General features: G+C 66.5%; 13 protein-coding genes. 3 read left to right on the forward strand and 10 right to left on the reverse strand.

What is annotated here, in order from left to right:
- Window positions 1–145: 145 nt before the first annotated feature.
- From AC2T4A_RS00370 to AC2T4A_RS00405, 8 genes are all read right to left on the reverse strand, one after another.
- Entirely contained in the window at window positions 146–964 is an 819-nt protein-coding gene (locus AC2T4A_RS00370; protein ID WP_416745956.1) for an ABC transporter permease subunit, read from the reverse strand.
- Complete coding sequence (locus tag AC2T4A_RS00375; RefSeq protein ID WP_486742506.1) at window positions 954–1,745, reverse strand: taurine ABC transporter ATP-binding protein; 792 nt, start codon at window positions 1,743–1,745, stop codon at window positions 954–956. Before AC2T4A_RS00375 ends, AC2T4A_RS00370 begins: the two co-directional genes overlap by 11 nt.
- 130 nt (window positions 1,746–1,875) lie before the next feature.
- Complete coding sequence (tauA, locus tag AC2T4A_RS00380; RefSeq protein WP_478378568.1) at window positions 1,876–2,886, reverse strand: taurine ABC transporter substrate-binding protein; 1,011 nt, start codon at window positions 2,884–2,886, stop codon at window positions 1,876–1,878.
- Between the two features lie 80 nt (window positions 2,887–2,966).
- Window positions 2,967–3,938 (reverse strand): aliphatic sulfonate ABC transporter substrate-binding protein, encoded by a 972-nt coding sequence (locus AC2T4A_RS00385; RefSeq protein WP_478378567.1) that lies wholly within the window; start codon window positions 3,936–3,938, stop codon window positions 2,967–2,969.
- Between the two features lie 174 nt (window positions 3,939–4,112).
- Entirely contained in the window at window positions 4,113–5,009 is an 897-nt protein-coding gene (locus tag AC2T4A_RS00390; protein ID WP_478378566.1) for an acyl-CoA dehydrogenase family protein, read from the reverse strand.
- Window positions 5,010–5,201: 192 nt separating this feature from the next.
- A complete protein-coding gene (locus AC2T4A_RS00395) occupies window positions 5,202–6,146 on the reverse strand; it encodes an ABC transporter substrate-binding protein (RefSeq protein WP_416745963.1) in 945 nt (314 codons plus the stop codon).
- 11 nt (window positions 6,147–6,157) lie between these two features.
- Complete coding sequence (locus AC2T4A_RS00400; RefSeq protein WP_486742508.1) at window positions 6,158–7,225, reverse strand: LLM class flavin-dependent oxidoreductase; 1,068 nt, start codon at window positions 7,223–7,225, stop codon at window positions 6,158–6,160.
- Between the two features lie 571 nt (window positions 7,226–7,796).
- Window positions 7,797–8,693: a LysR family transcriptional regulator gene (locus AC2T4A_RS00405; protein ID WP_416745967.1), complete on the reverse strand. Its 897-nt coding sequence runs from the start codon at window positions 8,691–8,693 to the stop codon at window positions 7,797–7,799.
- A gap of 113 nt (window positions 8,694–8,806) precedes the next feature.
- Here AC2T4A_RS00405 and AC2T4A_RS00410 point away from each other — a divergent pair, with 113 nt between their 5' ends.
- Window positions 8,807–9,412 (forward strand): 3-mercaptopropionate dioxygenase, encoded by a 606-nt coding sequence (locus tag AC2T4A_RS00410; protein WP_486742509.1) that lies wholly within the window; start codon window positions 8,807–8,809, stop codon window positions 9,410–9,412.
- Window positions 9,409–10,992 carry a rhodanese-related sulfurtransferase gene (locus AC2T4A_RS00415; RefSeq protein ID WP_416745971.1) on the forward strand — a complete coding sequence of 528 codons (1,584 nt, stop codon included), beginning with the start codon at window positions 9,409–9,411 and terminating at the stop codon, window positions 10,990–10,992. Before AC2T4A_RS00410 ends, AC2T4A_RS00415 begins: the two co-directional genes overlap by 4 nt.
- Before the next feature lie 64 nt (window positions 10,993–11,056).
- On the opposite strand, the gene yedA is transcribed toward AC2T4A_RS00415, so the two are convergent.
- Window positions 11,057–11,950, reverse strand: a complete 894-nt coding sequence (gene yedA, locus AC2T4A_RS00420; protein WP_416746445.1) for a drug/metabolite exporter YedA — start codon at window positions 11,948–11,950, stop codon at window positions 11,057–11,059.
- 171 nt (window positions 11,951–12,121) lie between these two features.
- On the opposite strand from yedA, the gene AC2T4A_RS00425 reads away from it, so the two are divergent.
- Window positions 12,122–12,568 carry an Lrp/AsnC family transcriptional regulator gene (locus tag AC2T4A_RS00425; protein WP_416745973.1) on the forward strand — a complete coding sequence of 149 codons (447 nt, stop codon included), beginning with the start codon at window positions 12,122–12,124 and terminating at the stop codon, window positions 12,566–12,568.
- A gap of 269 nt (window positions 12,569–12,837) precedes the next feature.
- On the opposite strand, the gene AC2T4A_RS00430 is transcribed toward AC2T4A_RS00425, so the two are convergent.
- Entirely contained in the window at window positions 12,838–14,115 is a 1,278-nt protein-coding gene (locus AC2T4A_RS00430; protein WP_486742510.1) for an acetyl-CoA C-acetyltransferase, read from the reverse strand.
- Window positions 14,116–14,191: the final 76 nt, after the last annotated feature.

Raw genomic sequence — 14,191 nt, forward strand, 5'->3', positions numbered from 1 at the left:
ATTCGGCGTATTCGGATATTCCGGAGCAGTCCTGCAATCGCAGGTCCCTTCCGGCTAGCAGAGGTGCTCGCCTCCGCTCTGGACCAGTCCCCTCTCCCGCTCGCGGGAGAGAGTCAGGGCGAGGGGCCTTCAACTCTCGGCCTCATCACTCCCAGGAAGCGAAGCGCTTCTGCAGCCAGCGCAGCCCCAGCTCGAAGCTCAGCGCGATGGCCGCGATCAGCAGGATCCCCAGCACCACCACATCGGTGGCGAGGAACTGCGCGGCAGACTGCACCATGAAACCCAGGCCGCGGTTGGCGGCGATCAGCTCGGCGGCGACCAGGGTCGACCAGCCCACGCCCAGGGCGATGCGCAGGCCGGTCAGGACTTCCGGCAGCGCGCTGGGCAGGATCACATGGCGCACCACCTGCAGGCGGCTAGCACCCAGGCAGCGCACGGCCTGGATGCGCGATTTGTCCACACGGCGCACGCCGGCGGCGGTGGCGATCAACAACGGGGCGAACAGCGCGAGGTAGATCAGCAGCACCTTGGACAACTCGCCGATGCCGAACCAGATGACGATCAGCGGCAGATAGGCCAGCGGCGGTACCGGGCGGTAGAACTCCACCAGCGGATCGAAGGCGGCGCTGACCAGCGGATTAAGGCCCATCAGGATGCCCAGCGGAATGGCGGTCAGTACCGCAGCGCCCAGCGCCAGCAGCACGCGCAGCAGGCTGGTACCGACGTGTTGCCACAACGACGCATCGACGTAGCCCTCGGCGAGCAGACGCTGGAAAGCTTCCACCAGTTGTTCCGGTGCCGGCAGGAACAGCGTGTCGACCCAGCCCAGGTGCGTGGCCAGCCACCAGAGCACGAAGACGCCACCGATGCTGCCGGCGGCGGCCCAGCGGCGGTAATCGCCCGGCACGCTGCGGGCTTTCGGCGCAGCGGCGGGTAGTTTGGCGGCGAGGGTTTCAGTGGGCATGCTCGGCCTCCGGTTCTTCGAGGAACTCATCGAGAAGCAGTTGGCGCAAACGCGCGAATTCCGGGTCGGACTTGATGCTGCGCACCGGCTCGCCTGCGGCGTAGCGGCGGGCGAAGTCCAGCGGCAAGCGCTTGACGATGCGCGCCGGCGGGCCGTCCATTACCACCAGGTCGGTGGCAAGGAACAACGCTTCATCGACGCTGTGGGTAATCAGGAACAGGCCCTTGCCGGTCTTGCGCCACAGGTCGAGGGTCAGCACTTGCATGCGCTCACGGGTCAGTGCGTCGAGGGCGCCGAAGGGTTCGTCGAGCAGCAGGAAATCCGGTTCCACCGCCAGCGCGCGGGCCAGCCCCAGGCGTTGCCGTTGCCCGCCAGAGAGTTGCGAAACACGGTAGTCGGCGTGTTCGCCCAGGCCTACCAGCTTGAGCACTTCATGGGCACGAGCGTTGCGCTCGGCAGCGCCAACGCCGCGGATGCGCAGGCCCAGCGCGACGTTGTCCAGGGCGTTGAGCCAGGGCATCAGCGCGTCATCCTGGAACACCACACCGCGTTCGCCACCGGGGCCCTCAAGGGTCCGGCCATCGATCTGTACACGGCCGCTATCCGGTGCCTGGAAGCCCGCCAGCACGTTGAGCAGGCTGGACTTGCCGCAGCCGGACGGGCCTAGCACCACCAGGGATTCGCCCTTGGCCAGGCTGAGAGTGAGGTCCTGCAGCACGACGCGCTCGCGTCCGCGCTGCTGGAAAGAGAGGCTGACTGCCTCGGCCGTCAGACGGCTCATGTTCTGCCCTCCGTAGGGTAAGAAGAAATGCGTGGCGCTTTTCTGTAGGAGCGAGCTTGCTCGCGAACCCGCTGAGCTTCAGAGCAAGCTGGGGTTCGCGAGCAAGCTCGCTCCTACGAAGAGCAGGTACTCAGCGCTGCCCGACCTGCACGCTCTCCGCCTGGCGCACGTATTCGGCGCTGACGTAGGGCGAGTAGTCCTTGAGTACCGACGGCACACGCTTCTGCTCTTTCAGGAACTCGGCAGTGCCGGCGATATCCTTGGCGGTGCCGCCACCCAGCAGCGCGGACGACAGCTGCGCCTGGGACTCGGGGAACGCCGAACCGGCGAGCAGCTCGGGCACGTCCTGCGGATCGGCGCCGGTCAGCTTGGCGATCTTTTTCACCTGCTCGGAATCGGCGGTCCACTGCGCCTTGTGGGCGTTGTAGTCGGCGAAGGAATCCAGGCTCACCCTGGCGAACTTGGCGATGATTTCCGGGTGCTTCTCGGCGAAGTCCTTGCGAGCCACCCAGACCTCGAAGGTCGGTGCGCCCCACTGGCCAACTTCTGCGGCGTCGGTCAGTACCTTGCCGGACTTCTTGATCTCGCCCAGGGCGGGCGACCAGACGAAAGCGCCATCGATGTCGCCACGGCGCCAGGCGGCGGCGATCTCGGTGGGGTTGAGGTTGACGATCTTCACCTTGGTGGGGTCGATCTTCCAGTGCTTGAGCGCGCCCAGCAGGCTGTAGTGCGAGGTCGACACGAAGGGCGTGGCGATGGTCTTGCCGATCAGGTCCTCGGGCTTCTCGATCTTGCTGCCGTTACGCACCACCAGGGCCTCGGCGGCGTTGATCTGCGCGGAGACGATGAAGGCAACGATCGGCAGACCGCGCGAAGTGGCGGCGGCCAGCGGGCTGGAACCGAGGTTGCCCAGTTGCACGTCGCCCGAGGCGATGGCGGCGACTACTTCCGGGCCACTGTTGAAGCGGCGCCAGTCGAGCTTCTCGCCGATGACTTTTTCGTAGGTGCCGTCGGCCTGCGGGACCTTGGTCGGGTCGATGCCGGTCTGGTAGCCGAGGACGATGTCGGCCTGGGCGGCGCCTGCGACGCCGGCCAGGGCGAGCGCGGCCAGCAGGCGGCGCGTTGCACTGATGTGTTTCATGTGAAGCTCCTGGAAATGCGTACAGAGGCGGCCGGCCGGGCCGTGACGGGCCGCTCCAGGGGAGCGGCGGGAACGATTGATCAGTTGCTCGCCACATCCGGCTGCCAGACCGGCACCGCGCGGGCGTCCACCGGCTTGGGCAGCAGACCCTGGGCATAGAACGCATCGGCGATGCGCTGCTGCTCGTCGAGGCCGTCCTTGCGCACCGGCTGCACGTCATAGCTGCGGCGGGCGTTGGCCTGTTCGACGGTGGCGACATCGAGGTTGCCCCACAGCGGGCCGAGCACCTTGGCGGCGTCAGTGGGGTGTTCCTTCACCCAGCGACCGGTCTTCTGCAGTTCGGCAAAGACCTGCTTGAGCACTTCCGGGTGGGCCTTGGCGTACGCGGTGGACGCCAGGTAGTAGCGCTGGTAACTGGCCAGGCCCTTGCCATCGACGAGCACGCGGGCGTTCTGCTGGCGCTGGGCGCTGGCGACGTACGGGTCCCAGGTCACCCAGGCATCGATTTTGTGGTTTTCGAAGGCGGCGCGGCCGTCGGCGGGAGTCAGGTACGCCGGCTGGATATCGGAGAACTTGAGGCCGGCCTTCTGCAGGGCAGCGATCAGCAGGTAATGGCTGCCGGCGGCCTTGGTCACGGCCACGCGCTTGCCCTTGAGGTCAGCCAGCGATTTGAGCGGCGAGTCCTGGGGCACCAGGATCGACTGCGCCGTGGGCGACGGGGTTTCGCGGGCGAAGTAGGTCAGTTGCGCGCCGGCGGCCTGGGCGAAGACCGGCACGGTATCGGCCACGTCAGCGGACAGGTCGACATTGCCGACGTTGAGCGATTCGAGCAGCGGAAGACCGCTGGGGAACTCATGCCAGGTCACCTTGATGCCTTGCTTGCCCAGTTCGCGCTCCAGGCTGCCTTGCGCCTTGACGATGGTCAGCAGGGTGGAAGACTTCTGGAAGCCGATGCGCAGGGTCTCTTCGGCGTGCGCGGTCAGCGCGCCGAGCAGTGCGACCGAGGCGCTCAGGCCAACGGCGAAACGGCGCAGGAAAAGGCTGCGGGACATGGGTACGGCTCCTCGGGTACGGGTTGGCCGCCCGCAGAGCGAGGGCGGACCACTGGACAGGTCAGGTAGTGCTGGATGAGTCCGGTGGTCCGGTAGAGCGAAGATTACAGGTATAAAAAATCCAAAATAAATAATTTTTAGTTCTTAACTAATGCCGGACGGATTTAGCGCCGATCAGTGCGCAGCCCCCAGCAGCCGGGCCCTCAGGCCCTCCGCACGGAGACTCGATTGCGCCGCCTCGCGGGCGACCGCCAGCGCCTGGATCGCCAGGTTGGAAAAGTAGCTGCTGCGGCTGAAACTCAGGGCCGCGCCCGCTTCGATATCCTCGTCCAGCTGCGCGGCAGCCTGCTCGCTGAGCACCAGGGCGAGCCCCAGCAACCGAGACAACGCCGAGCTCTCGGATAACTCCAGGCGCTGCGCCGCATGCAGCGCCAGTCCCAGGGCGACGTTGGCCTCCAGCAGCAGAGCCAGGCCATCGCACAGCGATCGACGAGGTGTGATCGCCAGGCCGGGAGGCAGAAGGATGTCTTCGGGGTGCAGACGCAGTTCGTGGCATTGCGCACCCGCGCGCAACACCAGCCCCGCTCGGGTCGCGGGCAGAGCGGCAAGCAGGTAGTCACGGCCCGGCTCGTACCAGGCACGCAGCACCAGCCAGTCGGCAGCCTCGACGGTAAAGACATCCAGTTCCAGGCCATTGACGCGAAAGCCACCGCGCACATGCTCGGCCGCCTGCAGCGACGGGCCGTCCCCCAGCGCGCCCCACAGCGGTTCACGCAGCAGCGTCAGGTTCAGCAGACGCTGCACCTGCTCCCGGCTGCCCAGCAGGCTGACACGGGCAAGTTGCAGGTGATGCACGGCGAACAGCCGAGCCAGGCCGCCATCGCGCTCGCAGAGGTCGCGCAAGGTCTGCAGGATGTCGCGCCAGGGGCTGCCACTGCCGCCCAGTTGAGCAGGCAGGGACAGCCGCAGCAGGCCGGACTCGCGCAAAGCGCGGGCCCAGATGCCGGCAGTGCTGGGAACAGGTGGAGCGACCGGCCGGGCCGCGGCCAGCCGGAACGGAACAACGCTCATGAACACCTCTGGAAAGACGGGAGGATCAGTAGCCTGGGCGTTGCGCGCGCGGGTGGACTGAAGCGGAAACAGAGCTGGTAACGGCCCGTTGCACGTCGGAAGAGAGCCGGCGGCCGGGGCGGCACTTAGAACCATATCCAAGCACCGCCGCGAGGTTAAATAACCTTTTTGCCTTAGCTGAGAACCCGACAATCAGTGGAATGAGGTGGCGAAGGACGTATCGATCACGCTGGAGGTATCAAAAGCCTTGGGCAATGCGCCGGTCTGCAAGAGGAAATCGGCGGTGCCCTGGTAATCGGCGGCGGCCTGTTTATCCACCGGGCCAACGCTCATGGCGGCCTGGCCGATCCAGTGGCGCGAGACGGACTGATCGAGGTTGGCCTTCTTCGCCCAGATGTCTGCGTACTGCTCCTTGTGCGCTTCGACCCAGGCGCGGGCCTTCTGCAGACGGCCGAGGAAGTCGGCGATCTGTTCGCGCTTGGGATCGATGGAGTTGGCGTTGGCAGCGATGCTCGACAGCCCCGGCATCAGGTCACGGGCGGTGAGGATCGGGCGCGCGCCGGAGAACACGATCTGCTGCGAGATGTACGGCTCCCACACCGGGAAGGCATCGATGCTGCCACGCGGCAGGGCAGCGGCGGCGTCGATGGGCATCAATTTGACGAATTCCACGTAGTCGCTGGGCAGGCCGGCCTTCTCCAGCGCGCGCAGGGTCAATTGCTGACTCCAGGCACCGGGCCAGTAGGCGACCTTCTTGCCCTTGAGGTCGGCGATGGTCTTCACCGGCGAGTCCTTGGGCACTAGCAGCGCGATGGTGTCGGGGTTCTGCCGGGAGATGCCGATCAGCTTCACCGGCGCGCCCTTGGCGGCGAGGAAGATGAAGCCCGAATCACCGAGGAAACCCAGGTCCAGCGCGCCGGCCTGCAGTCCTTCGGCCACCGGCGCTGCGGACTGGAAGTGCTTCCAGTCGACGGTGTAGGGCGCGCCTTCAAGCACGCCGGACGCTTCCATCGATGCGCGCACGTTGTAGTAGTTCTGGTCGCCCACCCGCAAGGTCGGCAGGTCGGCGGCCTGGGCCAGCGGTGCCCCCAGGATCAGCGCGGCGAACGTGGCGCGCAGGCGTTGCTTCAGGTTCATCGAAAAGCTCCTCAGCCGACGCGCCGCAGTTGCGGCAGGCGGGCGATATGGTCATGGATGGCAGGAATCAGGCCCTGGCCGTAGCGCACGGCATCGCCGAGCGGGTCGAAGCCACGGATCAGGAAGGTGGAAACGCCCAGGCGGTAGTACTCACCCAGCGCAGCGGCAACCTGCTCGGGCGTGCCGACCAGTGCGGTGGAGTTCCAGCGCGCACCGGTAAGCCGGGCCACACCGGTCCACAAGCGGGTGTCGAGCACCTCGCCCTGCTGCGCGGCAGCCAGCAGGCGCTGGGAGCCGACGTTCTCCGGCTGGTGATCATTGAGCGGCAGGCCCAGGCGGGTGCGGTTCTCGCGCACCTGCTCGAGTACTTCGGCGGCACGCTTCCACGCAGCCTCCTCGGTGTCGGCGACGATGGGGCGGAAGGACACCGAGAAACGCGGATCGCGTCCCTGCGCGTTGGCGACGGCCCGCACGCGGCGGATGTGCCCGTCGACGGCGGCCAACGGCTCCCCCCAGAGCATGTAGGTATCGGCGTGCTTCGCCGCGACCTCGATGGCAGCATCGGAGGAGCCGCTGAAGTAGATCGGAATATGCGGCTGTTGCCGCGGGCGCACGGCGGGCGAGGCGCCCTGGAAGCGGTAGAACTCGCCGTCGAAATCCACCGGGCCGTTGGCGGTCCATATCTCGCGCAGGGCCTGCAGGTATTCGTCAGTGCGGGCGTAGCGGCGATCGTGTTCGAGGTAGTCGCCGTCGCGCGCGAGGTCCTCATCGTTGCCGCCGCTGACCACATTGAGAGCCAGGCGGCCGTCGCTGAACTGGTCGAGGGTGGCAAGTTGGCGAGCAGCCAGGGGCGGCGCGATCACGCCGGGCCGGTAGGCCAGCAGGATGCCCAACCGGCGGGTGGCGGCGGCGACGAAGGAACTGACCACCGCACCCTCGGCGGCATTGCTGAAGTAACCCACCAGTACGCGGTCAAAACCGGCGTCCTCATGGGCCTGGGCGAATCGCCGGACGAAGCCGGCGTCTACCGCGTCCCCCAGCGGCTGATCCACCTCGGAACTCGGGGTGGCGGTGATCATGCCGAGAATTTCCACGCTCACTGTGTTGCCCTCGCCTGGGCCGCTGCATAAGGTCGGCGGCTTTCGTTATAAGAAAAACATCGGTTTCGATGTTGTTCTTAGAAGCTATAGGCAAGAACTTCATGATGGAAATTCATTTTTGTCATATCCTAATATGCGAATTGAGCATATTCAGCCACACCCAAGTTGCGCGCTGAGCTTTTCGCTCTTCGTAGGAGCGAGCTTGCTCGCGAGCGGTGCCGCACGGCGCCATTCGGCTGAACCATTGAGCGAAGGAGCTTGCTCGCGAACGCTGCCGCACGGCGCCACTCGGCTGAACCAATGAGCGAAGGGGGTTCGCGAGCAAGCTCGCTCCTACACGGGGCGCCGAGTGGCGGTAGGACCGTAGGGCGCATAACGCGCCAGCGCTATCCGCCGCGAGGTAAATCGGCGCATAACTTTCGCTCTTTGTAGGAGCGAGCTTGCTCGCGAGCGGTGCCGCACGGCGCCATTCGGCTGAACCAATGAGCGAAGGGGGTTCGCGAGCAAGCTCGCTCCTACAAGGGAGGGCCGAGGGGCGTGCAGGCCGGATTCAGTCCGGCGAAATATCCAGCCCCCGGGCCACCGCCGCGCCGAACAGCCGCGCCGGCGTTTCCAGGTTGCCCAGCAGGCGAGGCCGAACCAGCCACAGCTGGATCAACGGCTGGAAGTCCTCCAGCTCCAATATCCGCAGCTGGTCACGGTAGCGGCTACGTGCAAGGGCTGGCGCGGGCACCAGCCCCAGGCCACGGCCTTCGGCCACGAGGCCGAGCTGCAGCTCGCTGCCGAAGGTTTCCAGGTTCAATTGCAGCGCCAGCCCCTGATCGGCCAGGGCCCGCTGCAGGCCGGCACGGAAGCCACAGCCATCCGGGTTGAGCACCCAGCCATGCTGGTAGCAATCGAGCAAACGACGGGCCCGCACGTCGCTGTCTTTCGACGCGACTACGCAGAGTTCGACCCGGCCCAGTGGCGTAGCGCCGAGGTCATCGGGGAATACCTTGCTGGGCGGGAACAGCACCACCGCCGCGTCGAGATCGGCGTTCTCCAGCCGCGCGAGCAGATGGCTGCCCCAGCCGCTGCTGACCTGCGCGCGCAATTCCGGGTATTCACCGGCCAGTTGCCGCAGGGCTTCCAGCAACACCACTTCGCCGATGCTCTGCGGCACTCCGAGGCGCAGTATGCCGCTAGGCGTCGTGTCGCTGGCCACCAGTTCCCGCAGGCCATCCACCTCGCGCAGCACCCGCAGGCACTGCTCGAACACCCGGCGGCCAGCGGCGGTGGGCTTGAGCGGCTTGGTGTTGCGGTCCAGCAGCTCCACCCCGAGGGACTCCTCCAGGCTCTGCACCCGCCGGGTGATGGCTGACTGGGTCAGGCCAAGGCTCTCGGCGGCCTGGCTGAGGGAGGCATTGCGGATCACCGCGACGAAGGCATCGATGTCGTCGATCTTCATGAGGCTGGCACCAATTGCGTTTCTCGCATATTAGCTTAGATTCAAAATGCATTTCAGGAATAAAAATGCGTTTGCTACCGTAGCGCCAGAACCTTCCAGAGTGAATCCCCCGCATGTCAGCTCCCCTTCGCCTCGACCGCCTGCGCCAGTTCATCGGTGACCTCGCGGCGCTGATCGACACGGCTCCCGACGAAGCCACGCTGCTCGCCAAAGCCAGCCCGCTGCTGGCCGAACTGGTGCGCCATGACGATTGGCTGCCCGAGAACTACACCCGTCCCGATCCCCAGCGCTACCAGCAATACCTGCTGCACGCCGATTCCCGACAGCGCTTCTCGGTGGTCAGCTTCGTCTGGGGGCCGGGCCAGCGCACGCCGGTTCATGACCACCGAGTCTGGGGCCTGATCGGCATGCTGCGCGGCGCCGAGTATTCGCAGCCGTTCGCCTTCGCCGCCGACGGTAGCCTGCAGCCCGAGGGCGACCCGCATCGTCTGGAGCCGGGAGAAGTCGAAGCCGTATCGCCACGCATCGGCGACATCCACCAGGTCAGTAACGCCTTCGCCGACCAGCCCTCCATCAGCATCCACGTCTACGGCGCCAACATCGGCGCGGTGCGACGTGCCGTCTTCAGTGCCGAAGGTGAAGAGAAGCTCTTCATCTCCGGCTATTCCAACAGCCAGTTGCCCAACATCTGGGACCTGTCGAAAGAGAACCTTGCATGAGCCAGATCAGCCGCCGCTCCTTCCACGACATCCGCGCCGCCCTCCTCGCCCGTCAGGAGCTGGCCCTGCTGGACGTGCGCGAGGAAGACCCATTCGCACAGGAACACCCGCTGTTCGCCGCCAACGTCCCGCTGTCCAAGCTGGAGCTGGAGATCTACGCCCGCGTTCCGCGCCGCGACACGCCCGTCACCGTCTATGACGACGGCGAAGGCCTGGCGCAGAGTGCAGCGCAGCGCCTGCTGGAGCTAGGCTACAGCGACGTGGCCGTGCTCGACGGCGGGCTCGCCGGCTGGCGCGAAGCTGGCGGCGAGCTGTTCAAGGACGTCAACGTGCCGAGCAAGTCGTTCGGAGAACTGGTGGAGGCCGAGCGCCACACCCCATCGCTGGCCGCCGAGGAAGTGAAGGCGCTGCTCGATTCCCGGGCCGACGTGGTAGTGCTCGACGCCCGCCGCTTCGACGAATACCAGACCATGAGCATTCCCAGTGGCGTCAGCGTGCCCGGCGCCGAACTGGTGCTGCGCGTCGCCGAGCTGGCGCCGAACCCGGCCACCCGCGTCATCGTCAACTGCGCCGGGCGCACCCGCAGCATCATCGGCACCCAATCGCTGGTGAACGCCGGCATCCCCAACCCGGTGTCGGCACTGCGCAACGGCACCATCGGCTGGACCCTGGCCGGCCAGCAACTGGAGCACGGGCAGGCACGACGCTTCGCCGAAGTATCCGCGGCCACCCGCGAGTCCGCCGCCCAGCGCGCCCGCGCCGTGGCCGACCGCGCGAAGGTCGCGCGCATCGACCTCGCCGGCCTGCGCCAGTGGCAGGCCGAAGCCGAGCGCACCACCTACCTGTTCGACGTGCGCACCCCCGAAGAGTACGAAGCCGGCCATCTGCCAGGCTCGCGCTCCACCCCCGGTGGCCAGCTGGTGCAGGAAACCGACCACGTCGCCAGCGTGCGTGGCGCGCGCCTGGTACTGGTTGATAGCGACGGCGTGCGCGCCAACATGAGCGCTTCCTGGCTGGCCCAGATGGGCTGGCAGGTGGCCGTGCTCGACGGGCTCTCCGCTGCCGACTTCAGCGAACAGGGCGCGTGGAATGCGCCGCTGCCGCCCAAACCACAGGCCGAAACCATCAGCCCGCAGACCCTGGCCGACTGGCTGCGCGAACCGGGCACTGCCGTGCTCGACTTCACCGCCAGCGCCAACTACGTGAAGCGCCACATACCCGGCGCCGCCTGGGCCCTGCGCAGCCAGCTCCAGCAGGCAGTGGCGCAACTGGGTAATGCCCAGCGCTATGTGCTCACTTGCGGCAGCAGCCTGCTGGCGCGCTTTGCCGTGGCGGAAGTGGAAGCCCTGAGCGGCAAGCCGGTGTTCCTGCTCGATGGCGGCACCGGCGCCTGGGTCGCCGCCGGGCTGCCCACCGAGGAAGGCGAAAGCCTCCTGGCGGCGCCGCGCATCGACCGCTACCGCCGCCCGTACGAAGGCACCGACAACCCACGCGAAGCCATGCAAGGCTACCTTGACTGGGAGTTCGGTCTGGTCGAGCAACTGGGCCGCGACGGCACCCACGGCTTCTTCGTGATCTGACCTGAGCCGGAAAAGACAGCGCCCGCCGACAGTCTCCTGTGGGCGGGCGCTTTTCGTTCCAGGATCAGTTCGCGGGGCTGCGCCGCCACTGCGGCAGGCCGATCAGCACCACCGCACTGATGATCACCGCCATCGCCAGGGATTCCGCCAGGCCGATGTGCTCGCCGGCGAACACCACGCCGAGCATCACCGCCACCGCCGGGTTGACGTAGGCGTAGCTGGTGGCCGCCGCCGGGCGCACATTGGCCAGCAGGTACATGTAGGCGCTGAAGGCGATGATCGAACCGAACACCACCAGGTAGGCCAGCGCGCCCCAGCCGGCGGCGGTCGGCATTTGCTCCATGCGCTCGCCACTGAGCAGGCTGCCCAACAGCAGCACGCCACCGCCCACCAGCATTTCCACCGCACTGGCCATGGCGCCGGCGGGCAGGTCCAGGCGCCGGCTCCACACCGAACCGAAGGCCCAGGTCGCCGCCGCAAAGAGAATCAGCGCCGCGCCTGCCGGGCTGCCCTGCAGGTTCGAGCCCAGGTTGAGCAGCACGATGCCGAACAGGCCCAAAGCGATGCCCGCCCATTCCAGGGCATTGGTGCGGTTACCGAAGAAGCGCCCGAACACCAGGGTGAACAGCGGCACGGTTGCCACCGCCAGCGCCGCCACACCCGAGGCCACGCCCCAGTGCTCGGCCACCGTCACCCCGCCATTGCCGCAGCTGAGCAGGAGGATGCCAATGGCGCCTGCCGACAGGCATTGCTTGAACGTGGGCAGCGGCGCGCCGCGCCAGAGCATCCAGGCGAACAGAAGAGTGCCGGCGATGATGAAACGGCACCCGGCCATCAGCATCGGCGGCCAGGATTCGACACCGATGCGGATCACCAGGTAAGTCGAGCCCCAGATGAAGTAGAGGGCGAAAAAGGCGGCGATCAAGGTCAGGGAGACGCGGGCTCTGGGCATGGGCATCGTAGTCATGGGAGGGCTCGACAAGGCAGGCGGGGCGATTCATTTTATGCAGGCAACCCCGTGCCGATAAGGCACAGACAACGCCAATAGCGGCGTAACACTTTTCAATCGATGGATTTTCCGGTTTTTCTCCGTTGAATCTGTTTTGACCAGAATGCCGAGGTGGAACCGATGGACAAATACGACCGTGCCCTGCTCGCTGCCCTGCTGGAAGACGGCCGCCTGTCCTTCGCCGAACTGGCCCGGCGCATCAATCTCTCCCCGCCGGCGGTGGCTGATCGCGTGGCGCGCCTGGAGGCAGACGGCGTCATCACCGGCTACCACGCCAGCGTAGACCTGTCGAAGATGGGGCGTTCCATCCAGTGCCTGATCGAGATGCGCCTGAACGACCATCGCAGCAAGAGCATGCTCGACCCGCTGCTGGAAATTCCGCAGATCATCGACTGCTACCGCATCACCGGCGAGGCCTGCGTGATGCTCAAGGTGGCGGTCAGTTGCACCCAGGAACTGGAAGAGCTGATCGACCGCCTCGCCCAGTTCGGCACCAGCAAGACCTCGCTGGTGCTCTCCACGCCGTTCTCGCGGCGCGTGCATCCAGCGATGTTGCAGGGCGGCTGAGGGCCTTTTCTAGAAGGGAATTGCAGGGGGAAGACGCTCTCCTACGGAAGCGACCTGGCGAGGCCCGCCCGCCGACCTTCTGTAGGAGCGAGCTTGCTCGCGAACAGCCCGAACTTCGGCGTAACCGGTGTTCGCGAGCAAGCTCGCTCCTACAGCCCCCTCGCAGTTTCGTAGGATAAAAAAAGGCGGCGCCGCTCGCGCGGTGCCGCCTGAAGTCACGGAGTTGCTACATCGCGGGGCGGCGAAGAGGGCCGCCCCGTTGTATTGGATTACCGTTCGACGATTGCGGTCACACCCTGACCACCTGCCGCGCAAATCGAAATCAGTCCACGCCCCTTTCCAGCACCATCCAGCAGCTTGGCCAGGTTGGCGACAATGCGCCCGCCAGTGGCGGCGAATGGGTGGCCGGCGGCCAGCGAGCTGCCCTTGACGTTGAGCTTGCTGCGGTCGATGGAACCCAGCGGCGCGTCGAGGCCGAGGCGGGTCTTGCAGTAGTCTGCGTCCTCCCAGGCCTTGAGGGTGCACAGTACCTGGGCGGCGAAGGCTTCGTGGATCTCGTAGAAATCGAAGTCCTGCAGGGTCAGGCCGTTGCGCGCCAGCAGGCGCGGCACCGCGTAGACCGGCGCCATCAGCAGGCCCTCGTGGCCACCGACGAAATCCACTGCCGCCGCTTCGCCGTCCTTGAAGTACGCCAGGATCGGCAAGCCGCGCTCCTTCGCCCACTCCTCACTAGCCAGCAGCACCACCGAGGCGCCGTCGGTCAGCGGTGTGGAGTTGGCCGCCGTCAGAGTGCCGCGCGAGCCGCGCTCGAACACCGGCTTGAGGGTGCCGATCTTCTCCAGGTTGATGTCCGGGCGCAGGTTCTGGTCGCGCACCAGGCCACGGAACGGCGTCATCAGGTCATTCTGCCAACCCTCGTCATAGGCGGCGGCCAACTTGTGGTGGCTCTCGTAGGCCAGTTTGTCCTGCTCGTCGCGCGGGATGGCCCAGGTCTGCGCCATCAGCTCGCAGTGCTCGCCCATCGACAGCCCGGTGCGCGGCTCGCCGTTCTTCGGGATGTGCGGCATCAGGTGGCGCGGGCGAATTTTCAGCAGGCTCTTGATCTTCTCGCCGTTGGACTTGCCGCGGTTGGCCTCCAGCAGGATCTTGCGCAGCCCTTCGTTGACGCCGATGGGCGCGTCGGAGGTGGTGTCCACGCCGCCGGCGATGCCGCAGTCGATCTGCCCGAGGGCGATCTTGTTGGCCACCAGGATCGCCGCCTCCAGGCCGGTGCCGCAGGCCTGCTGGATGTCATAGGCCGGGGTTTCCGGTGCCAGGCGCGTGCCCAGCACGCATTCGCGGGTCAGGTTGAAGTCCCGCGAATGCTTGAGCACGGCGCCTGCGACCACTTCGCCCAGGCGTAAACCGTGCAGCTTGTAGCGCTCGATCAGGCCGTCCAGCGCGGAGGTCAGCATCTCCTGGTTGCTCGCCGTCGCGTACACGGTATTGGAGCGGGCGAAGGGAATACGGTTGCCGCCGACGATGGCGACCCGGCGCAATTGGGTCATGCAGAGCTCCTACAAGGGTGAGCGTTGAAGTGCGGTCAAGGCTAACCTTAGCCGCTTGTGTCGCATTGGCCGCCCC

The sequence above is a fragment of the Pseudomonas sp. PVC-3-1 genome (assembly GCF_057444315.1).